Annotated in this window: 18 protein-coding genes; 15 read left to right on the top strand and 3 right to left on the bottom strand. The window is 75.2% G+C overall.

Annotation, left to right across the window (positions count from 1 at the left end; translation table 11 throughout):
- Positions 1 to 104: 104 nt before the first annotated feature.
- The 9 genes from D7318_RS16955 (at position 105) to D7318_RS16920 (ending at position 10,840) form a co-directional block, all read left to right on the top strand.
- On the top strand, positions 105 to 1,442 hold the full coding sequence (locus D7318_RS16955; RefSeq protein WP_120697938.1) for an ATP-grasp domain-containing protein: 1,338 nt from the start codon (positions 105 to 107) through the stop codon (positions 1,440 to 1,442).
- Complete coding sequence (locus D7318_RS16950; protein ID WP_230423805.1) at positions 1,439 to 2,947, top strand: pyridoxal phosphate-dependent decarboxylase family protein; 1,509 nt, start codon at positions 1,439 to 1,441, stop codon at positions 2,945 to 2,947. The genes D7318_RS16955 and D7318_RS16950 overlap by 4 nt, the downstream gene beginning before the upstream one ends.
- Complete coding sequence (locus tag D7318_RS16945; RefSeq protein WP_120697937.1) at positions 2,931 to 4,421, top strand: 4-hydroxyphenylacetate 3-hydroxylase family protein; 1,491 nt, start codon at positions 2,931 to 2,933, stop codon at positions 4,419 to 4,421. The genes D7318_RS16950 and D7318_RS16945 overlap by 17 nt, the downstream gene beginning before the upstream one ends.
- Positions 4,422 to 4,496: 75 nt before the next feature.
- A complete protein-coding gene (locus D7318_RS34960; RefSeq protein ID WP_408055499.1) occupies positions 4,497 to 4,568 on the top strand; it encodes a putative leader peptide in 72 nt (23 codons plus the stop codon).
- A 256-nt stretch (positions 4,569 to 4,824) separates the two neighbouring features.
- Positions 4,825 to 6,474 carry an ABC transporter substrate-binding protein gene (locus D7318_RS16940; RefSeq protein ID WP_120697936.1) on the top strand — a complete coding sequence of 550 codons (1,650 nt, stop codon included), beginning with the start codon at positions 4,825 to 4,827 and terminating at the stop codon, positions 6,472 to 6,474.
- Positions 6,471 to 7,415: an ABC transporter permease gene (locus D7318_RS16935; protein ID WP_120697977.1), complete on the top strand. Its 945-nt coding sequence runs from the start codon at positions 6,471 to 6,473 to the stop codon at positions 7,413 to 7,415. Before D7318_RS16940 ends, D7318_RS16935 begins: the two co-directional genes overlap by 4 nt.
- 13 nt (positions 7,416 to 7,428) lie before the next feature.
- On the top strand, positions 7,429 to 8,346 hold the full coding sequence (locus tag D7318_RS16930) for an ABC transporter permease (protein WP_120697976.1): 918 nt from the start codon (positions 7,429 to 7,431) through the stop codon (positions 8,344 to 8,346).
- The gene (locus D7318_RS16925; RefSeq protein ID WP_120697935.1) at positions 8,343 to 10,022 is read left to right on the top strand and encodes a dipeptide ABC transporter ATP-binding protein; all 1,680 of its coding nucleotides are present in this window, start codon (positions 8,343 to 8,345) and stop codon (positions 10,020 to 10,022) included. The genes D7318_RS16930 and D7318_RS16925 overlap by 4 nt, the downstream gene beginning before the upstream one ends.
- The gene (locus D7318_RS16920) at positions 10,019 to 10,840 is read left to right on the top strand and encodes a DUF1684 domain-containing protein (protein WP_120697934.1); all 822 of its coding nucleotides are present in this window, start codon (positions 10,019 to 10,021) and stop codon (positions 10,838 to 10,840) included. The genes D7318_RS16925 and D7318_RS16920 overlap by 4 nt, the downstream gene beginning before the upstream one ends.
- A gap of 64 nt (positions 10,841 to 10,904) precedes the next feature.
- Here D7318_RS16920 and D7318_RS16915 read toward each other — a convergent pair whose 3' ends face one another.
- Positions 10,905 to 11,558, bottom strand: a complete 654-nt coding sequence (locus D7318_RS16915) for an OsmC family protein (protein ID WP_120697933.1) — start codon at positions 11,556 to 11,558, stop codon at positions 10,905 to 10,907.
- Between the two features lie 150 nt (positions 11,559 to 11,708).
- Positions 11,709 to 11,816, bottom strand: coding sequence for a putative leader peptide (locus tag D7318_RS34800; protein ID WP_329604581.1), 108 nt, complete (start codon positions 11,814 to 11,816; stop codon positions 11,709 to 11,711).
- Positions 11,817 to 11,988: 172 nt separating this feature from the next.
- On the opposite strand from D7318_RS34800, the gene D7318_RS16910 reads away from it, so the two are divergent.
- Genes D7318_RS16910 through D7318_RS16895 form a run of 4 tightly spaced genes read left to right on the top strand, consistent with a single transcriptional unit; the run spans position 11,989 to position 16,122 of the window.
- Complete coding sequence (locus tag D7318_RS16910) at positions 11,989 to 13,776, top strand: ABC transporter ATP-binding protein (RefSeq protein ID WP_120697932.1); 1,788 nt, start codon at positions 11,989 to 11,991, stop codon at positions 13,774 to 13,776.
- A gap of 49 nt (positions 13,777 to 13,825) precedes the next feature.
- The gene (locus D7318_RS16905) at positions 13,826 to 14,356 is read left to right on the top strand and encodes a MarR family winged helix-turn-helix transcriptional regulator (RefSeq protein WP_120697931.1); all 531 of its coding nucleotides are present in this window, start codon (positions 13,826 to 13,828) and stop codon (positions 14,354 to 14,356) included.
- Positions 14,353 to 15,210: an SDR family oxidoreductase gene (locus D7318_RS16900; protein WP_120697930.1), complete on the top strand. Its 858-nt coding sequence runs from the start codon at positions 14,353 to 14,355 to the stop codon at positions 15,208 to 15,210. Before D7318_RS16905 ends, D7318_RS16900 begins: the two co-directional genes overlap by 4 nt.
- A gap of 30 nt (positions 15,211 to 15,240) precedes the next feature.
- Positions 15,241 to 16,122 (top strand): dioxygenase family protein, encoded by an 882-nt coding sequence (locus D7318_RS16895; RefSeq protein ID WP_120697929.1) that lies wholly within the window; start codon positions 15,241 to 15,243, stop codon positions 16,120 to 16,122.
- Positions 16,123 to 16,142: 20 nt separating this feature from the next.
- Here D7318_RS16895 and D7318_RS16890 read toward each other — a convergent pair whose 3' ends face one another.
- Positions 16,143 to 17,327 (bottom strand): cytochrome P450, encoded by a 1,185-nt coding sequence (locus D7318_RS16890; protein WP_120697928.1) that lies wholly within the window; start codon positions 17,325 to 17,327, stop codon positions 16,143 to 16,145.
- A gap of 66 nt (positions 17,328 to 17,393) precedes the next feature.
- On the opposite strand from D7318_RS16890, the gene D7318_RS16885 reads away from it, so the two are divergent.
- Positions 17,394 to 18,140 (top strand): (2Fe-2S)-binding protein, encoded by a 747-nt coding sequence (locus tag D7318_RS16885; RefSeq protein WP_120697927.1) that lies wholly within the window; start codon positions 17,394 to 17,396, stop codon positions 18,138 to 18,140.
- Positions 18,141 to 18,697: 557 nt separating this feature from the next.
- On the top strand, positions 18,698 to 25,612 hold the full coding sequence (locus D7318_RS16880; RefSeq protein ID WP_230423804.1) for a type I polyketide synthase: 6,915 nt from the start codon (positions 18,698 to 18,700) through the stop codon (positions 25,610 to 25,612).

Genomic DNA, 25,612 nt, shown 5'->3' with positions numbered 1-25,612 from the left:
CACACCCAAACGACGGCCCGGTCGTCAAGTCACGTGCGGCTCGTGGGATTTGCCGGAACGGGTGGCCGTGACCTCCCGGGCCCGTGGGCGGTTAGTGGTCCGAGATGACCACCGCGCCAGGGGAGCCGATGTTGAGCGAGCAGGTGCCGACCCGCATCGAGGGGGTGGCGCACGACGAGGGGGCCAAGCTGCTGCGCGAACTCGTCGACGAGATCCACTGGTTCGACCGGTCGCCGTTCCTGAGCGCCTCGGCCGCCGCGCCCGACCTCCCGCCGGTGCTGCCCACGACGCCCGCGCTCTCCGGCGACCCGGTGGGCCGCAGGGGCGGGGCGCGCCGGGTCGGTGTCGCCTTCGCCCCCGAGCACGGAACGGCGGCGCGCGACTGGGCCGCGGGCCGCGGGTTGCCCCTGCTGGCCGCCGACGCCGCGGTGACCGCGCTGGCCGGGGACAAGATCCACGCGACGGGGATCTTCCGCGCGGCGGGCGTGCAAACGCCCGAGACGCTGGTGGTCCCGGCGAAGGGGCGGGCGCCCGCCGCGTCCTACTGGCCCGCGCACTGGCCCGCGGCCGTCGTGCAGCGCCGCGCCAACAACCTGACGGGGCGGGGCACATGGCCCGCGCGCGACCGCGACGAGCTGGCCCGCCGCCTGGCGCGCGTGCCCGACGAGGAGCTGCGGGTCTCGCGCCTGGTCGAGGGCCCCTCGCTCACCGTCAGCGCGTGCGTCGCCGGGGACCGGGTGGCGGTCTCCGCGGTGTCCCGACAGCTTGTCGGCGTACCGGAGTTGACGCCCCACTGGGGCGGGCACTGCGGCAACCAACTGCTGGGCGCGGACGATCTGCCGGGCGCGGCGTACGAGCGGGCGCGGGAGGCGGCCCGCGCGGTCGGCGAGGAGCTGCGCCTTCGGGGCTACCGCGGGGTGTTCGGCCTCGACCTGGTCGTCGATGGAGCGGACCGGGTGCTGGCCGTGGAGATCAACCCCCGCTTCCAGACGGTGGTTTCGCTGGTCCAACGCGCCGAGCGGGCCGCCGGGCTGCTGCCGAGCCTGGCGCTGCACGTGCTCGCGTGTCTGCTGCCCTCCGTGCCCGTGCGCACCGCGGCCGTCGCGATGCCGTCGCTGGCCCAGCTGGTGAGCTGCGCCAGGGACGGCGGCGGCCGGGAGGTGGTCGACTCCCTTCCCGCGCCCGGGCGTTACCGGCTGGCCGACGACGGGTCGGCGCGGGGGCCAGGGCCGGGCGGCGATGGCCTTACCGACCTCGCCCCTGGCGAGGCGCTCGTGTGGTGGCAGGGCCGCCCCGGCGGGCCTGTCGCGCCGGGCGACGAGCTGCTGCTGACGCAGCTCGCCGAGCCGGTGACCCCGCCCGCGGCCACCGCGCGGAGCCGGGCGCTGCTGCCGGGGGCGCGGGCGTGGATGGCGGCGCTTGCGGCGGCGGGCGCCCGATGACCCGGCAAGGACCCGACGGCGGACGGCCTTTGACGCTGCCCGCGGCGGACATGGAACGTGCCGGGCGCCGCGCCGTCGAGCGCGTGCTGGCGCGGCTGGCCGCGCCAGGTGAGGGGCCTGTCCATGTGGCGTGCACGCCCGAGGAGTTGGACAAGGAGTGGCGGGAGCCACCGCCCGAGGAGGGGGCCGATCTGGCGGACCTCGTCGACCGGTTGGCGGACTCGGCGCTCACCGCGGGCATGCGCTCCGACCACCCGCGCTGCTTCGCGTTCGTCCCCTCGGCGGGCACCTTTCCCGCCGTGCTCGCCGACGCGCTCGGCGCCGCTTTCCTGGCCGTCCCCGGCGCCTGGCTGGTCGGCTCGGGGGCGACGCAGCTCGAGCTCGTCACCGTGGAGTGGCTGTGCGCGCTGCTCGAACTCCCCGAGGGCAGTGGGGGTTTGTTCGTCTCCGGGGGCTCGGAGGCCAACCTGGTGGCGCTGACCGTGGCCCGCGACTCCCGGCTCGGCGGCGACCCGCGCGGCGCCCGCGCTTACTGCTCCGACCAGGCGCACCCCTCGGTCGCCCGCGCCCTGCACATCCTGGGGTTCTCGCGCGACCAGCTCGTCGTGCTGCCCGCCGACGCGTCGCTGCGGCTGCCCGTCGACGAGCTGGCCAGGCGGGTCGCGGCCGACCGGGCGGCGGGGCTGCGCCCCTTCGCCGTCGTCGCCACCGCGGGCACCACGTCCACGGGGGCGATCGACCCGCTGCCCGAGCTGGCCGCGGTGTGCCGCGCGGAGGGGCTGTGGCTGCACACGGACGGCGCGCTCGGCGCGGTGGCCCGGATCAGCGATCCCGGCCGGGCCCTGCTCGCCGGGCTCGAGGCGTCGGACTCGGTGACCGTGGACCCGCACAAGTGGCTGTTCCAGCCCTATGACATCGGCTGCCTGCTGCTACGCGAACCCGGGCTGCTGCGCGACAGCTTCGCGCTCACGCGGCACAGCCTCGACGTCGACGCGGGCTATCTGTCCGCCTCGACGCGCCCGGCGCCGGGGGACGCGACCGACCCGGTGAACCTGTCCGACCATGGCGTTCAACTCAGCCGTGGCCCAAGGGCGTTGAAGCTGTGGCTGTCGCTCAAGACTTTTGGCGTGCGGGCGTTCCGCGAGGCCGTCGCCGACGGCATGCGCCGGGCCGCCCACGCGGGTGAGCGGATCGCGGCCCACCCGGGTCTTGAGCTGACCAGCCCGCCGAGCCTGTGCGTGGTCACCTTCCGCCACCGGCCGCCCGGGCTTCCTCCAGGCCCCGAACTCGACGCCGTCCAGGGGCACATCAGCCGCACGGTCGTGGCGAGCGGGGACGCGATGATCCTGCCCACCCGGGTGCGCGGGGAGCAGGTGCTGCGCCTGTGCACCATCAACCCCCGCGCCACGGACGCCGATGTGGACGCCGCGCTCGACCTCGTCGCGGCGATCGGCGACCAACTCAGCTCGGGCACAAGGGACTCGGGCCATGGCCCCCTCGGCTGACCGGCCGCAGAACGGCGCCGAGTACCTGGCCACCCTGCGCGACGGCCGCCGGGTGTGGATCCGCGGGGAACGCGCCGCCGACGTCACCGCGCACCCGGCGTTCCGCGGCCACGCCCACACGGTGGCGGGCCTGTACGACGCGCTGCACGACCCGGCGCGCCGCGACGCGCTGACGGCGCCGACCGACACGGGCTCGCCGGGGCGCACCCACCCGTTCTTCCTGGTGCCGCGCTCGGTGGACGACCTGCGGGCGGCGCGGCGGGCCATCGTGGCGTGGCAGCGCCCGGTGTTCGGCTGGCTCGGGCGCTCGCCCGACTACAAGGCGGCGTTCCTGGCGACGCTGGGCGCCGATCCCGGGCGGTATGGCCCGTTCGCCGACAACGCCCGTGCGTGGTACGCCCGTTCGCAGGAGCGGGTGTTGTTCTTCGCGCACGCGCTGGTGAACCCGCCGGTGGACAAGCACCTGCCGGGCGGGACGCCGCCGCCCGTCGCGCCGCGCGTGGAGCGGGAGACCGACGCGGGGATCGTGGTGACCGGCGCCAAGGTGGTGGCGACGGGCGCGGCGTGCGCGCAGTATGTGTTCGTCGCGCACACGGGCCCGCCGCTGACCGACCCCGCGCTCGCGGTGGCGTTCGTGGCGCCGCTCGACGCCCCAGGGCTCACGGTGCTGTGCCGCCCCTCCCACGAGCTGGCCGCGCGCGCCGTCGGCACCCCGTTCGACCAGCCGCTCAGCAGCCGCCTCGACGAGAACGACGCCGTGCTGGTCTTCGACCGGGTCCTGATCCCGTGGGAGAACGTGCTGGTCCACCGCGACACCCGGCGGGCCAACGCGTTCCTGCACGAGTCGGGCTTCCTGCCGCGCTTCCTGCTGCACGGGGCGACGCGCCTCGGGGTGAAGCTGGACTTCCTGTGCGGGCTGCTGCTGCGCGCCACGCGCATGACCGGCGGCGACGCGCACGCCGCCGTCCGCGCCGCGGTGGGCGAGGCGCTGGCGTGGCGGCACGCGGTGTGGGCGCTCGGCGAGGCGATGGTGGCGGGCGCGCGGCCCGCGCCCGACGGCTCGTGGCTGCCCGACGCGGCGACCGCGCACGCCCACCGCGTGCTGGGCCCCGGCATCTACCGCAGGACGCGGGACCTGATCGAGGACGCCGTCGGCGGCGCGCTATGCCATCTGCCCTCCCACGCCTCGGACTTCGCCGCGCCCGAGCTGCGTCCGCTGCTCGACACCTATCTGCGGGGCTCGCACGGCACGGGCGCGGAGGAGCGCGCCAAGCTGATGAAGCTGCTGTGGGACGCGATCGGCTCGGAGTTCGCGGGGCGGCACGTCCTCTACGAGCGGCAGTACGCGGGCAGTTCGGTCGTGTGCCGCCTCGACGCCTGGGAGCATGCCCAAGACAGCGGCTTGGCCGACGAGTTGGGCGCGCTGGTGGACAACTGCCTGTCCGGGTACGACCTGAGAGGCTGGACGGCCTGACCGCCGCCGGGGGTGGGCCACGTGATGTGAGCCACGCCATTGACGCGCGCCCCCCGCTGGCTCATCCTCATCACCATGCAGCAGCGCCTCACGTCGCGTCGACACGTCGACCTCGGTCGTGTCACCACGGCCTCCTGTTCGGCCTGACGTAGGTCCGCACGCCCCGAGCACCGCTCGGGGGCCGCTGCCTCCCACCTCGCGTCCCCGACGCGCCGCTCCCCGCCGCCCCTGGGCGGCCGAGCCCTGACGCTCCCCCGGATCCGCCCCGTTCACGCCGCCGCGGCGTGCGCGCGGGCCCCTTCCCCGTACCGAGCCGCCCCCTGAACGGCGCCCGCTCACGCCTGCCCGCCCGCGCGGGCCCCCGTGCGCCGGGTGCCGCGCCCCTGAAAGGAACACCCCTGCCGTGCGCTCCTCACGCCTTCCCGGATCCAGAGCCCTGACCGCCCTCACGGCCGCGACGGCGGCCCTCGCCGTCGTCCTCAGCGGCTGCGGCTCCGGAGGCGACGACCCGTCAGGCGACGAAGGGGCCGAGGGCGAGCCGGTCACGGGCGGAACGCTGTCCTACGCGTTCACCGAAGCCCCCGACTGCGTCGACCCCAGGCAGCGCCCCCAGCTCAACTCCCGCACCGTCGGCCGCCAGCTGGCCGACGCGCTCACCGAACAGGACCCGGAGACCGGCGAGTTGCTGCCGTGGCTGGCCACGTCCTGGGAGGTGAACGACGAGGTCACCTCCTTCACGTTCGAGCTGCGCGACGACGTGACGTTCAGCGACGGTGAGCCGTTCAACGCCGAGGCGGTGAAGGCCAACTTCGACGCCATCGTCGAGCTCGGCGCCCTCGCCCCGCAGGCGGGCAGCTTCCTCGCCGGATACCAACAGACCGTCGTCGACGACGAGTCCACCGTCACCGTGGAATTCGACGAGCCCAACGCGCAGTTCCTCCAGGCGACCGCCACCCAGTCGCTCGTCCAGCTCTCCCCCGCCTCCCTCGACGCCGATCCCGCCGACCTGTGCCTGGGCGAGTTCGCGGGCTCGGGGCCCTTCACCCTCGAGTCGTTCACCCCGGAGAGCTCGGTCGAGCTGACCCGCCGCGACGACTACGCGTGGGCGTCGCCGCTCGCCGAGAACCAGGGCGCCGCCCATGTCGACTCGGTGACCCTGGAGCCCATCCCCGAGGGCAGCGTCAGGCAGGGCAGCCTCACCAGCGGCCAGGTGGACCTCATCGAGTCCGTACCGGCAAGCACCCAGGAGCAGTTGGCGGGGACCGAAGGGTTCACCGTGACCAGCACGGTGCTGCCCGCGATCGCCATCCCCTACATCCCGCTGGTGCACAGCGAAAGGCTCCAGGACGCCGACACCCGCCGCGCGCTCGGCCTCGCCATCGACCGGCAGGCCATCGTCGACGCGGTGTTCCACGGCGTCAGCGAGCCCGCCACCGGCGTCCTGTCCACCACCAACCCCGGCCATGTCGACCAGTCGGCCGACCTGCGGTACGACCCCGATGCGGCGGCCGAACTCCTCGAACGCGCGGGCTGGGACACCATCGGCGACGACGGGATCCGCCGCAACGCCGAGGGTGAGCGGCTGAGCCTGACCATCACGTACCAGAGCGGCAGCACCGAGTCCGAGCAGCAGCACCAGCTGGTGCAGCAGCAGTGGGCCGAGGTCGGCATCGAGCTGGTCCTCGACCCGGTCGCGACGTTCCCGGACGTCACCATGGACGAGTACCCGGGCGACATCGCCACCTGGAGCCAGACCCGCGCCGACGTGGATGTGATCCGGCTCGTCTACTCGTCGTTCCACCCCGAGATGAGCATGCTCTACAACCACCCCGACGAGGAGCTCGACGCGCTGCTCACCTCCCTCCAGACCACGGTGGACACCGAGGAGCGCCTGGCGATCGCGGAGCAGGCCCAGCGCAGGATCGTCGAGCAGGGCTACTCGGTGCCCGTGCTCGACCGGGTGTCGGCCTATGGCTACAGCGACGAACTCGGCGGCTTCCTCGCCGACATCGAGGGCAAGCCGCTGCTGAACGAGGTGTGGCTCGCGCCGTGACGCGCTATGTCCTGGTCCGGCTCGTCAACGGTCTCTTCGTGCTGTGGGCGGCGTTGACCGTCTCGTTCCTGGTGCTGCACCTGGTGCCTGGCGACCCCGTGTCGGTCATGCTGCGCGGCGGCGGGGGCGAGGGCGCCGCGATCGACGGCTCACTCGCCGACGAGCTGCGCGCCGACCTCGGCCTCGACCGGCCCGTCCACGAGCAGTACCTCGACTTCGTGTGGCAGGTGGCAAGGCTGGACTTCGGCACGTCGTTCAGCACGGGCGACGAGGTCGGCGCGGTGCTGGCGAGGGCGCTGCCCTCCACGCTCGAACTGGCGGGCGCCTCCCTGCTGTTGGCGCTGGTGCTCGGGGTGGCCGCCGCGGTGGCGGCCACCCTGTTGCCCAACGCCCCGCTGCGCTCGGCGGTGTTGTCCGCCACGGTCGTGGGCAACGCCCTGCCCAGCTTCTGGACGGGCATCATCCTGCTCCAGGTCTTCTCCTTCGGCCTCGGCTGGTTCCCCGCCTATGGCGACGGGGAGTTCGACCAGCTGGTGCTCCCGGCGTTCGCGCTCGCCCTGCCCGGCGTCGGGCTGCTGGCGCAGGTGCTCGGCAGGAGCCTGCGCACCGCGCTCGCCGAGCCGTATGTGCGCACCGCGCGGGCCAAGGGCGCGAGCAGGCTGCGGGCGGTGACCGTGCACGCGCTGCGCAACGCCGCCATCCCCGCGATGACGCTGTTCGGCCTGATGATCGGCGGCATCGTCGCGGGCGCCATCGTCACCGAGACCGTGTTCGCGCGGCAGGGCATCGGCAGGCTGACCGCCGACGCCATCGGCGCGCACGACTTCCCCGTGATCCGCGCGCTGGTCTTCCTCGCCGGGGCGCTCTATGTCCTCGTCAACCTCGCCGTTGACCTGATCTACCCCAAGGTCGATCCCCGCATCGTCCTGCGGTCCGCGTGAGGGGGACATGCCCATGACCGTCACCGACACCGACACCGACACCGACACTGCGGGGACAGCCGAAGCCACCGGGGCGCCGCAGGAGCGCGAGCACGCGGCGCGGGCCAGGATCGGCGCCGCGCTGCGCGGCACCGCCAGGCGGCCCTGGCTGCTGCTCGCCGCGCTCTACCTCGGGCTCGTCCTGGCCTGGACCGTGGCGCCCGGCGTGTTCGCCCACCAGGACCCGCTGCTCACCGACGCCTCGCGCGGCCTCCGACCCCCGGGTGCCGAGCACTGGTTCGGCACCGACAACCTCGGCCGCGACCTCTACTCCCGCGTCGTGCACGGCACCCGCACCTCGCTCGTCGCGGGCCTGCTCGCCGTCGCCCTCGCGCTGGTCGTCGGCTCGGTCCTCGGCGCGCTCGCCGGGTATCTGGGCGGCTGGATCGACCAGGTGCTGATGCGCGTGGTCGAGGTGCTGATCATCATCCCCGGGCTGCTGCTCTCGCTCGCCGTGGTCTCCATCCTCGGCTTCGGCACCACCAACGTCGCCATCGCCGTGGGCATCGCCGGGATCCCCGGGTTCGCCCGCGTCGTACGGGCCGAGGTGCTGCGCATCAAGGGCAGCGCCTATGTCCAGGCCGCCGTCACCAGCGGCCGCCGCACGCCCGCCATCCTGCTGCGGCACATCGTTCCCAACGCCTCGCCGCCCGTGCTCGTGCTCGCCGCGCTCGACATCGGCGGCGCCGTCCTGTCCATCGCGGCGCTCAGCTTCCTCGGCTACGGTGCCGCGCCCCCGGCGCCCGAGCTCGGCGCGATGGTCTCGCAGGGCCGCGACTACATGTCGACCGCCTGGTGGCTGACCACCTTCCCAGGCCTGACCATCGCCCTGGTCGTGCTGTCCACCAGCCGCATCGCCCGCGCGCTCGAACGCTCCGGAGTCTCCTCATGAGCGAAACGCCGCCCCTGCTCACCGTGCGCGACCTGCGGGTCTCCTACCGCACCCGGCGCAGCACGGTGGACGCGGTGCGCGGCGCCTCGCTCACCGTTCCGGCGGGCGAGACGGTCGCCCTGGTCGGCGAGTCGGGCTCGGGCAAGTCCACCGTGGGGCTCGCCGTCCTGGGCCTGCTCCCCGAGGGGGCCGAGCCCGTCACCGGGTCGATCGCGCTGGGCGGGCGCGAGCTCGTCGGCCTGCCCGACCGGGAGCTGCGCGGCGTTCGGGGCCGGGAGATCGGCTTCGTCCCGCAGGACCCCAAGGCGTCCCTCAACCCCGTGCAGCGCGTCGGCGCCCAGGTGGCCGAGGGCCTGCGCATCCACCGCCTGGTGGACAGCCGCGCGGAGGCCGCGCGCCGCGCCGAGGAGCTGCTCGCCGACGCCGGGCTGCCCGAACCCGCCCGCGTGGCCCAGCGTTTCCCGCACGAGCTGTCGGGCGGCATGTGCCAGCGGGTGCTGATCGCCATCGCCCTCGCCGGGCAGCCGAGGCTGCTGGTGGCCGACGAGCCCACGAGCGCCCTCGACGTCACGGTGCAGCGCCGCATCCTCGACCACCTGGCCGAGGTCACCCGCGACGCGGGCACCGGGCTGCTGCTCATCACCCACGACCTGGCGGTGGCGGCCGAACGCGCCGAGCGCATCGCCGTCATGTCGGCGGGCCGCGTCGTGGAGGAGGGGCCGAGCGCCCGCGTCATCGGCGCCCCCGCCCACGCCTACACGCGCGAACTGGTCGCCGCCGCGCCCTCCATGGCGGCACCCGCGGCGCCCGCCGCGGCGGTGCGCGCCGAGGGGCCCGAGACGCTCCTCGCGGTGGAGGACCTGCGGAAGGTCTTCCAGGTGCGGCTGCCCAACGGCGGGCGCGAGCGCGTCGCCGCCGTGGACGGGGTGAGCTTCACGCTGGAGCGCGGCGGCTCGCTCGGCATCGTCGGCGAGTCGGGCTCGGGCAAGTCCACCACGGCCCAGCTCCTGCTGCGCCTCGACCGCCCCGACTCGGGCCGCGTCGTCCTCGACGGGGTGGACCTCGCCACCGTGCGGCCCGCCCGACTCCGCAGGCTGCGCCGGGACATCCAGCCCGTCTTCCAGGACGCCTACGGCTCGCTCGACCCGACGTTCACGGTCGAGGAGGCGATCGCCGAGCCGCTGGCCGCGTTCGGCGTGGGGGGCCGCGCCGAACGCGTCGCCGAGCTGCTCGATCTCGTGCGGCTGCCGTCCACCACGCGCGGGCGCCGCCCCACCGAGCTGTCGGGCGGGCAGCGGCAGCGCGTGTGCATCGCGCGCGCCCTGGCGCTCACGCCCCGGCTGCTCGTCCTCGACGAGCCGGTGTCGGCGCTCGACGTCTCGGTGCAGGCGGGCATCCTGGCGCTGCTGGCCCGGCTGCGGGAAGAGCTGGGCCTGAGCTATGTGTTCATCTCCCATGACCTGGCGGTCGTGCGGCAGGTGTGCGACCGGGTGGTGGTGATGAGGCGCGGCAAGGTCGTGGAGAGCGGCCCGGTGGCGGAGGTCTTCGCCGAGCCTCGGCACCCCTACACCCGGGAGCTGCTCGCCGCGATCCCCGGCGGCCTGCGCGCCCCCGCGCCCGCCGTGACCGCCGGTACCGCCAACGCCGCCATCCCCCAGGAGAAGAGGCTGACATGACCGTTCAGGAAGTCGACAGGAAGCGGTTCGCCGAGGAGTGGGAGGTCTGGCACCGGGAGCGCGACACGGCCCTCGCCGACCCGCACGGGTTTCTCGCGATCACCAGCCTGCGCTGGCTGACGCCCGAGCCGACCCGCTTCGACGACGCCCCCGGCGCCTGGTCGAGCACCCCGGACGGGGTGGTCGTCGATCTCGCGGACGGTGAGTCGTTCACCGTCGAAGGGCGGGAGGTGCGCGGCCGTCACGCGTTCGCGCCGCTCGCCGAGCGCGGCGGAACGCTCGCCACCTGGGGAGACATCGTGCTGGAGATCGCCAGGCGCGGCGGGAACGACATCCTGCGCCCCCGCGACCCCGCCAACCCGTTGCGCACCCACTTCACCCGCACGCCCGCGTACGCCCCCGATCCGCGCTGGGTCGTGACGGGCCGCTATGTGCCGTTCGCCGAGCCGCGCCGGGTGACCGTGGGCGCGGTCGTCGAGGGCCTGGAGCACGTCTACGACGCGCCGGGGCAGGTCGAGTTCGCGCTCGAAGGGGCGACGCACCGGCTGACGGTGTTCAACGGTGGGCGCCCCGGGAGCCTGACGGCGCTGTTCACCGACGCGACATCGGGGCGCACCACGTACGCGGCCAACCGCTCCCTCGCGATCGCGCCGCCCGAAGGCGACGGCCTGGTCACCCTCGACTTCAACCGGGCCGTGAACCTCCCCTGCGCCTACACCGACCTCGCCACATGCCCGCTGCCCCCGGCCGAGAAGCGGCTGCCGGTGGCCGTGGAGGCGGGCGAACGGCTCCCGCTCGAGCGCGCCGCGGCGGCCTGACCCCTTCCGTCGGACTCGTCGGACTCGTCGGACGGGCGGCCCCGCGGCGCTCGACGCGTCCGCGTCACAGCTCCCTGGGGCTGCCCGTCAGCACGACCCGCCCCGAGATGTTCTGCGGGTTGGTGAGCAACTGGTAGATGGGGCAGTTCCGTTCGACCGCCTCGTGCAGCTCGCGGATGCGCTCGTCGCCCGCGGGGGAGGTGACATGCACGGTGTAGGTGATGTGGTGCGGGTGGATCGGGGTGTCCTCGAAGCCCGGCGACCCGGCCCTCGGGTCCTGGTCGGCCTCGACCTCGACCGCCAGGGAGTCCAACGGGATCCGCAGGTCGGCGGCCTGGATGAGGAAGATGTGGGTGAGGCAGCTCGACAGCACGCCCAGCTGGATCTCGGGCGAGGCGGGGCCGAGGTCGTAGCCCGCGAAGTCAAGGGGCGAGTCGCTGAGTATCTGGTGGTGCCTGATCCGGATGCGCCGCACGCCGCTGCGCTCCTCGGCCGTCGTGCGGGCGCGCAGCCGGTGCGGCTGGGTCAGGGGGTTGGCCCGCGCGGCCGCGCGCCTGGCGAGCAACGCCGCCCGCTTGACCTCGAGATACTTCCGCAGCCCCGGCCGCGGATCCTCCGCGGTGGCCAGCAACCCCCCTTCGGGCGCGGCGTTCTCGGGCGTCTCGTGGGCCTCGGGGGTGGCGGGCTTCTTGGCCGACCTCGCGGTGGTCGCGGTCATGCGGAGGGGTTCCTTCCGGTGCGGGGGATCCGTTCTCCCCGGCGTCCCCCGGGCGGGCGTGAGCGCGCGCGGGGGGACGGACCGCGGGAGAAAAGGGGGGTGGTGAAGACGGTGGTGAAGACGGGGGCACGCGCCGGGGCGCGGCGAGGGTCAGGCGCTACAGAGCGTGCTGGCGACCCGCGCCAGATCGATGTGCCGACGCCGCGTGCCGACCAGACCGACGAGCCGGGCGGGGGCGCGGTGCGTGGATGCCTTCATGTCCGCCCCTCCCCGGTCGGGTCTCTCCCGTCGCCCGACGCTAGCGGCGCGCCTTTTGCCACGTCAAGGGGCGTCCTGGCAGGTGATCACCCACTCCCTCCCGATGCGGGTGGCGGCGTCCGGGGCGCGAAACGGGCGCGCCCGAGCCGTTCGGACGGGGCAGGATGCTCGTATGGAGAAAGCGCTTTCGCCTTCCGCGCAGGGCAATCCCCTCGACCATCGCTACCAGGGCGAGCACCCGGTCCGCACCCTTGCCTACCTCCTCCGCCCCGACCGCCGCCGACTGGCCGCCGCCGTCGCGGTGTTCGCCGTCCGGCACAGCCCGCTCTGGCTGCTCCCCCTGATCACCGCCAACATCATCGACATCGTCGTCGAGCACCGCCCCATCGAGCAGCTCTGGTACAACGCCGCCGTCCTGCTGTGCATGTTCGCCGTCAACTACCCCTCGGCCGTGGCCTACGCGCGGCTCATGAGCACCAGCATCCGCCGCATGAGCACGGGGCTGCGGTCCGCGCTGTGCCGCCGCATGCAGCAGCTGTCCATCGGCTACCACTCCAAGGTCAGCGCGGGCGTGCTCCAGGCCAAGGTGGTGCGCGACGTCGACGCCATCGAGGAGAGCCTCAAGCAGACCAGCGAGATCGGGCTCGGCGCGGTGACCACGATGCTCGGCGGGCTGATCGTCATCGGGATCCGCGCGCCCGCGTTCCTGCCGATCTTCCTCGTCGTCGTCCCGGCCGCCGCCCTGCTGATCCGGGCCATGCGCGGCCGGGTGCGCAGCCGCAACGAGGTCTTCCGCCGCGAGGTCGAGCTGCTGTCGTCCCGGGTGACCGAGATGACCAGCCTCATCCACATCACGCGCGCCCACGGCCTCGAACACACCGCGATCGGCCGGGTGGACGGCGCGCTCGACCGGGTGCGCACGGCCGGGTTCCGGCTCGACCTGCTCAACGGGCGCGTCTCCTCGCTCGCCTGGAACGTCCTCAACTCCCTCGGCGTCGCCTGCCTGATCGCCGCCGCGCTGGTCGCGTACTACGGCTGGTTCGCGGTCTCGGCCGGGGACGTCGTCATGCTGAGCACGTTCTTCACGACCCTGACCGCCTCAACGACGGCCCTCATGAACCTGACGCCCGTCATCGCCAGGGGACTCGAGTCGGTCCGCTCCATCGGCGAGGTGCTCCAGGCGCCCGACCTGGAGAGCAACGACGGCAAGCGGGAGGTCGGCGCGGTGACCGGCGCGATCGACTTCCGCGGGGTCGGCTTCGCTTACGAGGGCGCGGACGAGCCGTCCGTCGACGGCCTCGACCTCGCGGTGCGCCCCGGCGAGACCGTCGCGCTCGTCGGTCCCTCGGGCGCGGGGAAGTCCACGGTGCTCAACCTGCTGATCGGCTTCATCCGCCCCACGACGGGCCGGATCCTGGTGGACGGCGTGGACGCGGCCGAGCTCGATCTGCGCAGCTACCGGCGTTTCCTCTCGGTCGTGCCGCAGGAGTCGATCCTGTTCGCCGGCACCGTCAGGGAGAACGTCACCTACGGCCTGCCCGACGCGGGCGACGACGACGCGCTGCGCGCCGCCCTGGAGGCCGCCAACGCCTGGGAGTTCGTGGCCAGGCTGCCGCACGGCCTCGACACCGTGGTCGGGCAGCGCGGCGCGATGCTCTCCGGCGGGCAGCGGCAACGCCTGGCCATCGCGCGGGCGCTCATCCGCGACCCGCGCGTCCTCATCCTCGACGAGGCGACCTCGGCGCTCGACGGCCGCTCGGAGGCGCTCGTGCAGGAGGCGCTCGGGCGGCTCATGCACGGCCGCACGGTGCTGGTCGTGGCGCACCGGCTGTCCACGATCCGCAACGCCGACCGCATCGTCGTGATGGACGGCGGCCGGGTCAGGGAGACGGGCACCCACGACGAGCTGGTGGCGCGCGGCGGGCTCTACAGCGCGTTGCAGCCGGGGCGGTCGGCGTGAGCGCGGGCGCGGTCGCCGTTTACTTGACACTTCAAGTTATGGTGGGGGCATGAGCGCGGACGGGCCCAGGTGGCTGGACGACGAGGAGCGCGAGACCTGGATGGCGCTGGTCGGCACCCTGGTGCGGCTCCCGGCGGCGCTCGACGCCCAGCTCCAACGGGACGCCGGGATCAGCCACTTCGCGTACCAGGTGCTCGCGGGGCTCTCGATGGTGCCGGGGCGCACGCTGCGCATGAGCGAGCTCGCCACGTTCACCGAGGGGTCGCTCTCGCGCCTCTCGCACGTCGTCGCGCGCCTCGAGCGGCGCGGCTGGGTCACCCGCCGCCCCGACCCGGCCGATGGGCGCTGCACCCTGGCGACCCTCACCGAGGCCGGGTGGGAGAAGGTCGTCGCCACCGCGCCTGGCCATGTGGCGGAGGTGCGGCGGCTGGTCTTCGACCCGCTCTCGGGGGAGCAGCAGCGGCTGCTGCGGGAGATCGGCCGCCGGATCAACGCCTCGATCGACGCCTCGGTCGACGCCGCCTCGATCGCCCCCGAAGGCGCGCCCGCGCCGCCCCTCACCCAAGGAGAACGTTCATGATCGTCGTCACCGGGGCCACCGGCCCCCTCGGCCGCCTCGTCATCGCCGAGCTGCGCGAGCGCGGCGTGGCCGCCGACCGGATCGTCGCCGCCGTGCGCTCGCCCGAGAAGGCCGCCGACCTGGCCGCGTCGGGCGTCGCCGTCCGCGAGGCCGACTACGACAGGCCCGCGACGCTCGCCGCCGCGTTCGAGGGCGCGGAGAAGGTGCTGCTGATATCGGGCAACGAGGTGGGGCGGCGCGTTCCGCAGCACCGGGCCGTCATCGACGCGGCCAAGGGCGCGGGGGCCGGGCTGCTGGCGTACACGAGCGTGCTGCGCGCCGACACCACGACCGTCGCGGTCGCGCCCGAGCACAAGGAGACCGAGGAGTACCTGGTGGCCTCGGGGCTGCCGTACAGCCTGCTGCGCAACGGCTGGTACACCGAGAACTACACCCAGGCGGTCGCCCAGGCGCTGGCCACCGGCACGCTGCTCGGCGCGGCGGGCGAGGGCCTTGTCGCCTCGGCGACCCGCGCCGACTACGCGGCGGCCGCCGCGGCCGTCCTCACGGGCGAGGGCCACGCGAACACCGTGTACGAGCTGTCGGGCGACACCGCGTGGACGATGGCCGAGTTCGCGGCCGCCCTCACCGAGGTGTCGGGCACCAAGGTCGAGTACCGCGACCTGCCCGCGGACGAGTACCGCGCGGCCCTGGTCGGCAACGGCCTGCCCGACGAGGTCGCGGCGTTCCTGGCCAGGCTCGAGACCGACATCGCCGACGGCGCCCTCGCCCACACCCCGGGCGACCTCGCGCGCCTCACGGGCCGCCCCACCACCCCGCTGCGCGACACCCTCGCCGCGCTGGCCAGGGCCTGACCGGCCCCCTCACCGACTTCGGAGACCGCTGTGCACGGGCTGTTCCACCCCGAGAGACCCGCCGCCGCCTACGACGCCTTCCTCCCCGACGCCCTGCCACGCGCCCGCGCCCAGCGGGACTGGACGCCCGCCGACGGGGCGCTGCCCGCGCTGTATCTCAGCCATGGCGCGCCCCCGTTGTTCGACGACGGGCCATGGATCCGCGAGCTGTTCGCCTGGGCGCAGGCGCTGCCACGCCCCCGGGCGATCCTGATCGTCTCGGCGCACTGGGAGAACGCCCCGCTCGCCCTGTCCGCGCCCGCCGCGCACACGCCGCTGGTGTACGACTTCGGCGGCTTCCACCCGCGCTACTACCGGATGCGGTACGACACCCCCGACGCCGGGCACCTGGCGCGGCGCGTCGCGGCGATGCTGCCGGAGGGCCGGGCGCCGCACCAGCACCGCGACCGTGGCCTCGACCACGGCGCGTGGGTGCCGTTGATGGCGATGTACCCGCTGGGCGACATCCCGGTGCTCCAGCTGTCCCTGCCCACGCACGACCCTGGGCGCCTGATGGACCTGGGGCGCAGGCTCGCGCCGCTGCGGGAGGAGGGGGTGCTCGTGGTGGGGTCGGGGTTCATGACGCATGGACTGCCGTTCACCACGCGGGAGATGATCACCGAGGGGGTCGTCCCCGGCTGGTCGTCGGACTTCGACGCGTGGGCCGCCGACGCGTTGGAGCGTGGCGATGTGGAGGAGCTGGCGGCGTACGCCCAGCGCGCGCCGGGCATGCCGTACGCCCACCCCACGCCGGACCACTTCCTGCCGATCTTTGTCACCCTGGGCAGCGCGGACGACGCCGAACGCCCCGCCCGCACGGTGATCGACGGCTACATGATGGGTCTTGCCAAGCGCTCGTTCGAGCTGGGCTGAGGCCGCCGCCCCGGGGGGGCTCAGGCGGTGACCGGGAGCGTGCGCAGGCCGCGGATCACGAACTCGGGGCGGCGCTCGGGCGGTCCGGCCGGGCGAAGCCCTGGCAGGCGCGTGGTCAGGGCGTGGAGGGCGGCGGCGATCTCCACGCGGGCCAGGGGCGCGCCGACGCAGTAGTGGATGCCCGCGCCGAAGCCGAGGTGGGGGTTGGGCGAGCGGCCGATGTCGAGCGCGTCGGGGTCGTCGAAGACGGCGGGGTCGCGGGCCGCCGCGCCGAGCAGGGCGGCGATCCGGTCGCCCGGCGCGAGGGCGACGCCCCCGACCGTCGTCGGCGCGGTGGCGGTGCGCTCGAAGAGCTGGAGGGGTGCGTCGTAGCGGATCAGCTCCTCGACCGCGGTCGGCAGCAGCGCGGGGTCGGCCACCAGCCGCTCCCACTGGTCGCGGTGGCGCAGCAGGGCGTTGACGCCGTTGCCGATGACGTTGACGGTGGCCTCGTGGCCCGCCATCAACAACAGGACGGCGGTGCCGACGAGTTCGTCGCCCGTGAGCCGGTCGCCGCCGTCGCGCACCGCGACCAGGTCGCTGATCAGGTCGTCGCGCGGGTCGCGCGCGCGGGCGTCGGCGAGGCCGCGCAGATGGGCCACGAACTCGGCGGCGGCCCGCTCGGCCGCCGCCTCGCCCTCGGGCGGCAGGCCGTACTCGTACATCTTGACGATGGCGTTGGACCACGGCGTGAGCCGGGCGCGGTCGGCCTCGGGGACGCCGAGCAGCTCGGCGATCACCTCGACGGGGAGCGGCGCGGCGAGGTGGGTGAGCAGGTCGGCCGAGCCGTCCCGGGCGATGGCCGCGGCGAGCCGGTCGACCATGGCCCCGGCGACCGAGGCGACCCACGGCTCGAGCCTGCGGATGTGCCCGCGGGCGAACGCCGCCGAGATCAGGCGGCGCAGGCGGGTGTGCCGGGGCGGCTCGGTCTCCAGGAGCGAGTTGCGGTGCAGCAGGTTGAACGCGGGGAACGCCTCAGCGGGCGCGCGGTCGGTCCAGAGGCGGCCCGCGGCGCGGTCGCGCAGCACCTGCGAGCACGCGGCGTGCGAGACGGCGACCGGCAGGCCGAGGCCCTCGTGCCGGTGCACGGGGGCGCGCTCGCGCAGCGCGGCGAACGCGGGGTAGGGGTCGGCGAGAAAGGCCGGGTCGCGGGGGTCGAACACCATGCGGCGACCGTACCGCGCGCCGCGAGCGCGCGGCCCTGGCCTGCGGGGGGCGTGCATGATGGGGCGATGTGCGCTGACGCGACCGCGGGTCCGCCCGCGCCGCCGGACGTCCTGGCCGCGCTCGGCCCCTTCTTCGCCGTGGAGCGCCACCCGGTGGGGGCCGTTCCGGCCACGCCTTGGCGGCCCCTCGCCGAACTGACCGAGGATCCCGGGGCGTTGAGTGCTCGGGTGGCTGAGGTGCGGGCCTCGCTCGCCGCGTCGCACGGCGCCGCCCCCGAACGCGTCGAGCCGCGCGTCGCCGCCTCCGTGGCCCATCTGGGGCTCGTGGCGCGGCTGGTCTCCCCGGCGTTGGCGCTCGCGGTGCTGCGCCGCGCCCCGTTCGCCGCGTCGCTCGGGGCGCTGTGGTGGCGGCCCGTGCTCGGCGGCCCCGTGCCGCTCTCGGTCGCCGTCGAGCACGGCGGGGCCGCCGCGGGGAGAGGGCCCGCCGAGCTGCTGCGCGCCTGTCTCGACCGGGGCCCGGTGGGCGAACTGACGGCCGCCTTCGGAACGTTGTCGCTCTCGCCGCGGATCCTGTGGGGCAATGTGGCCTCCGCCGTGCACGGCGCCGCCGCCCAGCTGGCCAGGGCCCGTCCCGGGGCGGCGGGCGAGGCCGGGGCCGCGCTCGGCGCGCTGCTGCCCGTGACCCCGCTGCGCGGCATGGCCGAGGTGGGTGCGGACGGGCGCTTCCTGCGGCGGAGTTGCTGCCTCATCTACCGTGCGGCGCCGGATCGCCGGGGCCCGGTGTGCGGGGACTGTGTGCTCGCGCGGTCCTGAGCGCCGAGGTCCTGGGCGCCGCGGTCCGGGCGGCGCTGCGCGTCCCGCTCAGCCGATCCGGTGATGTGATGCGCGCCACATCGGGGCGCGCCACGGTGCACGGGGCACGGCCCGAACGCGATCGGCCAAGCCCGCGAACCGGAGCGCCACCAAAAAACGTGAAGGCCGCGAGCGAAATTCGAACGAGATTCGGAATGACGCGTATGTATCACGACCATTACGGGCGCATGACCTCAGGTCCACTTCTCGGATTGCCGTCTCCCCCGAGCGGTTCACCCACACCCATGCCGGGCATCCATAGGGCGTGCGGAAGAAGTTCGGCGACCACCCATCGCCATGAATCACGAAGGTCGCACCCGTCACGACATGGGCATACACGGCCGTCACCCCTTGTGGGTCATATGGTCGGCCACAACTCAGCCCTCACCGCCCGATCACATGTGTGACGAGAATTTGAGCGCTTTGATAATTTGACCCGTCGCATTAGTGGCACGTACTTTCGCGCAGGTCCGCATCCCCCACGCTGTGACGCAGCGCAGACATTGACTCGGAGTGTCGTGACCCCCGTCTCGCAGAATCCCGACATTGTCATCGGCATCACGCCATTCGGCGTTCCCGACGCGCGCCTCGCGGCGGCCGTCTCCCGGGCCGGGGGGCTCGGCATCCTGGATCTCGGGCGGGGGGACGCGGCGGCGCGCGAGGCGCTGGCGCGGCTGCGGCGCTGGGCGCCGGGATCCTTCGGGGTGCGGGTGGGGGCGGAGTGCGCCATGGGGCGCGACGACGTGGCGGGGGTCTCCACCGTGGTGCTCGGCGCGGGCGTGCCATGGACCGACGCGCCCGCGTCGTGCCGCGTGCTGCGCGAGGTGACCGACCTCGACGAGGCGCACGAGGCGAGGGCCGCGGGGGCGCATGGGCTGATCGCCCGCGGGCACGAATGCGGCGGCCGGGTGGGCGCGTTGAGCACGTTCGTGCTGCTCCAGCGGCTGCTCGGCGACGAGGGCCCCGGGCTTCCCGTGTGGGCGTGCGGCGGCATCGGCGAGCACACCGCGGCGGCGGCCGTCGCGGGGGGCGCGGCCGGGGTGGTGCTCGACGCGCAGTTGGCGCTGCTGGAGGAGAGCGCGCTGCCCGAAGGCGCGGCCGCCCCGCTGCGGCGCATGGACGGCACCGAGACCGTGGTCGTCGGCGGCCACCGGGTGCTGCGGCGGCGCGGGCCCGACGCGCCATCGCTCGACGGCGCGGACGAGGACGCGGACGCGGACATCGTCGGGCGGCTCGGCGTGGACGATCCGCGGCGGCAGCTGCTTCCGGTGGGCCAGGACGGCTTTCTCGCCGCCGAGTTCGCCGAGCGCCACGGCACCGTGGCCGAGGCCGTGGGCGCGGTGCGCGCGGCGATCGCCGAGGCGTTCCACGACGACGCGGCGGGCGAGGCGCTGCGCCCAGGATCGCCCGCGGCCCTGGCGCTGGGCACCCGACTCCCCGTCGTCCAGGGACCGATGACCCGGGTGAGCGACCAACCCGGGTTCGCCGCCTCGGTCGCGGCGGCCGGTGGCCTTCCGGTGCTCGCGCTCGCGCTGGCCGACGGGGCGCGGACGGCGGCGCTGCTGGCGAGCACGCGCGCGGCGGTGGGCGACGCGCCATGGGGCGTGGGCCTGCTCGGGTTCGCCCAGGAGAGCGTGCGCGCCGCCCAGTTGGCGGCCGTGCTCGCCGAACGGCCCACGCACGCGGTCATCGCCGGGGGCCGCCCTTCGCAGGCGAAGGCCCTCGAGGAGGCGGGGATCGCGACGTTCCTGCACGTTCCCTCGCCCGGGCTGCTGCGGCAGTTCCTCGCCGCGGGGTCGCGGCGTTTCGTCTTCGAGGGCGCGGAGTGCGGCGGCCATGTGGGCCCGCGCGCCAGCTTTCCGCTGTGGCAGGCGCAGTTGAGTGTGCTGGAGGCGTTCCTCGCCGAAGAGGGCGCGGCGGCCGAAGGGCTCCAGGTGCTGTTCGCGGGCGGCGTCCACGACGCGCGCTCCGCGGCGATGGTGGCCGCGATGGCCGCCCCGCTGACCCGGCGCGGGGTGGCGGTGGGCGTGCTGATGGGCACCGCCTACCTCTTCACCGCTGAGGCGGTGGCGCACGGGGCGATCGGCCCCGAGTTCCAGCGGCGCGTGGTGGCGGCCCGGGCGACGGAGCTGCTCGTCACGGCGCCCGGGCATGCCACGCGGTGTGTCGAGAGCCCGTTCACCGCGGAGTTCAGGGCCGCCGAGGCGGAGCTGCGCGCGGGCGACGTGCCCGAGCGTGAGGCGTGGGAGCGGCTCGAACAGCTGAACCTCGGGCGGCTGCGCATCGCGAGCAAGGGCGTCGAGCGCGTCGGCGAAGACCTGGTCGCGGTGGACGACCAACGGCAGCGCGCGGCCGGGATGTTCATGGCCGGGGACGTCGCGGTGCTGCGCTCGGCCACCACCACGGTCGCCGAGCTGCACCACGCCGTGGGGCCCGCGGCGGCCGACTTCCTCGCCGGGCGCGCCGTCACGCTGCGCGGGCGCCCGCACGCCGCCGACCTGCCCGACCCCGCGCCGCTCGAGATCGCCATCGTGGGCATGGCGGGCATGTTCCCAGGCGCGCGCGACCTCGACGAGTTCTGGGCGAACGTGCTCGACGGCGTCGACGCGGTCTCCGAGGTCCCGGCCGAACGCTGGGACCCCGAGCTGTACTACGCGCCCGAGGGCGGCGAGGGGGCGACCACGGTCTCCAAGTGGGGAGGGTTCCTGCCGCGGATCCCGTTCGACCCGCTGGCCTACGGCATCCCCCCGGCCTCGCTCGCGGGCATCGAGCCCGTCCAGCTGCTGGCGTTGGAGGCCACCAGGCGGGCGCTCGCCGACGCGGGCTACGACCGGCGGCCCTTCCCCCGCGCCCGCACATCCGTCATCTTCGGCGCCGAGGCCGGGAGCGACCTGTCCACGGCCCTGACCCTGCGGACCGTCCTGCCCGGCTTCACCGGGCCGCTCCCCGACGCCCTGGGCGACCAACTGCCCACGCTCACCGAGGACTCGTTCCCCGGGATGCTGGCCAACGTCATCGCGGGCCGCATCGCCAACCGCCTCGACCTCGGGGGCGCCAACTACACCGTGGACGCCGCCTGCGCCTCGTCGCTCGCCGCCCTCGACGCCGCGTGCAAGGACCTGGCCACGGGCGCGGCCGACGTGGCGCTGTGCGGCGGCGCCGACCTGCACAACGGCATCCACGACTACGTCCTCTTCTCCTCCGTGCACGCCCTGTCCCCGACGGGCCGCTCCCGCACGTTCGACGCGGGCGCCGACGGGATCGCGCTGGGCGAGGGCGTCGCGTGCGTGGTCCTCAAGCGGCTCGCCGACGCGCGGCGCGACGGCGACCGCGTCTACGCCGTCGTCCAGGGCGTCGGGGCCGCGAGCGACGGGCGCCACCTCGGACTCACCGCGCCGCGCGCCGAGGGCCAGCGCGCCGCCCTCGAACGCGCCTACCACCAGGCCGGGATCGCGCCCGCCGAGGTGCAGCTGATCGAGGCGCACGGCACCGGCACCGTCGTCGGGGACCGCACCGAACTGACCGTGCTCACCGAGATGTTGACCGACGCGGGGGCCAGGCCCGGCGGGTGCGCGCTCGGCTCGGTCAAGTCCCAGATCGGGCACACCAAGTGCGCCGCGGGGCTCGCCGGGCTCATCAAGACCGCGCTCGCCCTGCACACCGGGATCCTGCCGCCCACCGGCAACCTGGTCAGCCCCAACCCCGCCTGGGACCAGGAGACCAGCCCCTTCGCCTTCCACACGGGGCCCCGCCCCTGGGCGACGCCCGCGGCGGAACGGGTCGCCGGGGTCAGCGCGTTCGGCTTCGGCGGCACCAACTTCCACGCCGTCCTCACCGCCCATCCGGCCGGGCCCCCGCCGACCACGAGCCGCGCCGTGTGGCCCGCCGAGCTCCTCACCTTCCGCACGGCGCGGGCGGCCGAGGAGCTGCTGCGCTCCTTGGAGAGCACGGGGTCGGCGCCAACTCCCCTGCGTGAGCTGGCCCGTTCGGCGGCCGTCGAGGCCGACGCCAGGCCGGGGCGGGTCGCCGTCGCGGTGGTCGCCGAGAGCCTGGACGACCTGCCGGGCCTGCTGCGCCGGGCGATCGCCGGGGAGAACGACCCGGCCGCGGGCGTGTTCGTGGCCGCGCGGGAAGGGGAGGGGGAAGGCGACCCGGCCGATGTGGCGTTCCTCTTCCCCGGGCAGGGCAGCCAACGCCCCGGGATGTTCGCCGAGTTGTTCACCGCCTTCCCCGAGCTGCACCGCTATCTCGAGCTGGGCGCCGCCCCCGTGGACGCCGTCTTCCCGCCCGCGTCGTTCGACGACGCGACCCGTGAACGGCGGCGGGCCGCGGTCACCGACACGCGCGTCGCCCAGCCCGCGCTCGGGCTCACCGCCCTGGCCGCCCACGACCTGCTCACCCGCGCCGGGGTGCGCCCCGCGATGGCGGGCGGCCACTCCTACGGCGAGCTCGCCGCGCTCTGCGCCGCCGGGGCCCTGACGCCCGACGCGCTCCTCGCGCTCAGCGCCGACCGGGCCGAGGCGATCCTGGCCTCCATCGGCGACGACCCCGGCACCATGGCCGCGGTGCCCGCCGACGCGGGGACCGTCGACGAGGTGCTGCGCCTGGGCGGGCTGGACGGGCGCGTCACCGCCGCCAACCACAACTCACCCACCCAGACGGTGATTTCCGGGGCCACCGACGCGATCGACGAGGCCGTGCGGCTGCTCACCGACGCGGGGCACCGGCCCAAGCGGCTCCCGGTGGCCTGCGCGTTCCACAGCCCGCTGCTCGCGGGGGCGGGCGAGCGCTTCGCCGCCGCGCTGGCCCACCACCCGCTGCGCGCACCGGAGTTCCCCGTCTGGGCCAACCGCACCGCCGCCCCCTACCCCGCGGGCCCCGATGCGATCCGCGCCGAGCTCGCCGCCCAACTCGGCGCCGAGGTCCGCTTCGTGGCGCAGATCGAGGCCATGTACGCCGCGGGCGCCCGGGTGTTCGTCGAGGCAGGACCTGGGGCGGCGCTCACCGGCCTCGTCGGGAAGATCCTCGGCGACCGCCCCCACCACGCCGTCGCGTGCGAGCCACGGCCCGGGGCCGGGCTGCGCGGCTTCCTCGACGCGCTCGCCCGCCTCGCCGTCGCGGGCGTGCCCGTGCGCACCGCCTGGCTCCACCACGGCAGGCCCGCCGCCCCCTCCCCCGCACGCCCCGCCGGTTGGACCGTCGACGGCCACCTCGTCCGCACCGCCGCGGGCGATCCGCTGCCCGGCGGCCTGCACCCGGCCCGACGAGTCCCGCTCACCCCCCTGGAGAACAACGCGATGCCCCAGCCGGACCCGGACGCCCTCCTGGTCGAATACCTCCGCACCACACGGGAGTTGGTCGCCGCTCAGCGGGATGTGCTCCTCACCTACCTGGGCGGCGCGCCCGCCCCGGCGGCGCCCGCCGCCCCGGCGCGGCTCCCCGAGCTGCCCGCGCTGCCCGGGCTCGCCGAGCCGCCCGCCGCCGTGGCCGACGCCGGGGTGCGCGCCGCGGCGCACGCCTCGATACCGGCCGCCGGTGGAACGGAAGGCGCCGGGCCCGTGGGCCCCGACGCGGACGCCGCGGCGGCGACCGCCCCCGATGTCACGGGCACCGTGCTGCGCGTCATCAGCGAACGCACCGGCTACCCCGTCGACATGCTCGACCCCGACCTGGACCTGGAGGCCGACCTCAGCATCGACTCCATCAAACGCACCGAGATCGCCGGGGAGTTGGTGACGGCGCTCGGCGGCTCCGCCGCCACGTCCGACGTCGCCGAGGCGGAGCTCGAGGAGCTGTCCAGGTCCCGCACCGTGGCGTCCATCGCCGACTGGCTCTCCGCCAAGCTGACCGGTCCCGGCGAGCCGACGTCCGCCGCACCCGGCGAGGCGCACATCCCCGCCCAGCGCACGAGCGGCCCTGGCGAGCCCGCCGCCGCCGTCGACGGGGCCGAGGGCCTGGCCGGGGTGGCGCCCCGGCGCCTGGTGCTGCGCGAAGTACCGCTCACGGCCGCCGAGTCGGGCCAGGCCGGTGGCTCAGGTGGCGCGATCGCCGGGAAGCGGTTCGCGCTGCTCGGCGGCGACGCGGTGGCCGACGCCCTGGCCGCGGGGCTCGAACGGCACGGGGCGCGGGTCACCCGGCATGGCGCCGCCCACGCCCTGGCCGACGCGGACGGGCCCGTCGACGGCGTGGTCCTGCTCGGCCCGCTCACCGACCGCGGCGAGGCGACGGCGCTGCCCGAGTCGTTCGGCACGCTCAAGGCCGCGCTGGCGCGCTCGCCGCGCTGGCTGCTGTGCGCGCGGCCCGCCGACGCCAGGGCCGGCGGGCTGCACGGCCTGTTCCGCACCGTGGCGCGGGAGTACCCGGGCACGCTGGCCCGGGTCGTGGCCCTCGATCCCGCCCAACCGGCCGCCGCGGCCGAGGCGTTGCTCGACGAGCTGACCGCGCCCGACCGTTCGCCCGTCGTGCTGCGCTCCGGCGCGGCGCGGACCGGCTTCGAGCTGGCCGAGGCGGGGCTCGGCGCCTCGGCGGGGCGGGGCGCGGGCCCCGCGGGGGAGGGGGCGGCGGAGGCCGCGGCCCTGGGCCTCGACCGTGAGTCGGTGGTGGTCCTGGCCGGTGGGGCCCGCGGCATCGCCGCGCACATCGCCACCGCGCTGGCCGCCGCGTGCGGCTGCCGCATCGAACTGCTCGGCAGGACACGGCCGTTCAACGGGCCCGAGGACGCCGACACCGCGGGCTCGGGCGACCGGGCGGCGCTGCGCGCGGCGCTCGCGGCGCGCGGCGGGCTCTCCCCCGCCGAGATCGACCGGCGTGCGGGGCTGATCCTCGCCCAGCGGGAGATCGAGGGAACGCTGGCCGAGCTGCGGCGACTCGGCAGCCCGGCCCACTACCAGGCCGTCGACATGCGCGACCACGAGTCGGTCACGCAGGCGGTCAAGGACATAAGGGCACGGTTCGACCGCGTCGACGGCGTGGTCTACGCCGCGGGGGTGATCGAGGACCGGCTGATCGCGGAGAAGGAAGAGGGCGCGTTCCGCCGGGTGTTCGGCACCAAGGTGGACGGCGCGCGGACGCTGCTCGACGCGGTCGGCGCGGGCTTCGAAGGGCCTTCGTTCGCGGTGCTCTTCGGCAGCATCTCGGCCGTGCTCGGCAACCGAGGCCAGTGCGACTACGCCGCGGCCAACGACGCGTTGGAGGGCGTCGGCGCGGAGTGGGCGGCGCGCACGGAACGGCGCGCGCTGACCGTGCACTGGGGCCCTTGGGCCCCGGCGGGCGCCCATCCCGGCATGGTCACCCCCGAGTTGGGGCGCGACTACGCCAGGCGCGGCATCGAGCTGATCGCCCCGCACGAGGGCGCTCAGGCGCTGCTGCGCGAGCTGGCCTGGGGCGATGTCCCGGCCGGTGGCTCCGTCGTCCTGACCGCGTCGGGCTGGTGA

The organism is Streptomyces radicis (genome assembly GCF_003626575.1).
GTDB classification, from domain to species: domain Bacteria; phylum Actinomycetota; class Actinomycetes; order Streptomycetales; family Streptomycetaceae; genus Streptomyces; species Streptomyces radicis.
The sequence above is the reverse complement of the archived record's forward strand: the minus strand, read 5'-3'. Positions and strand labels throughout refer to the sequence as shown.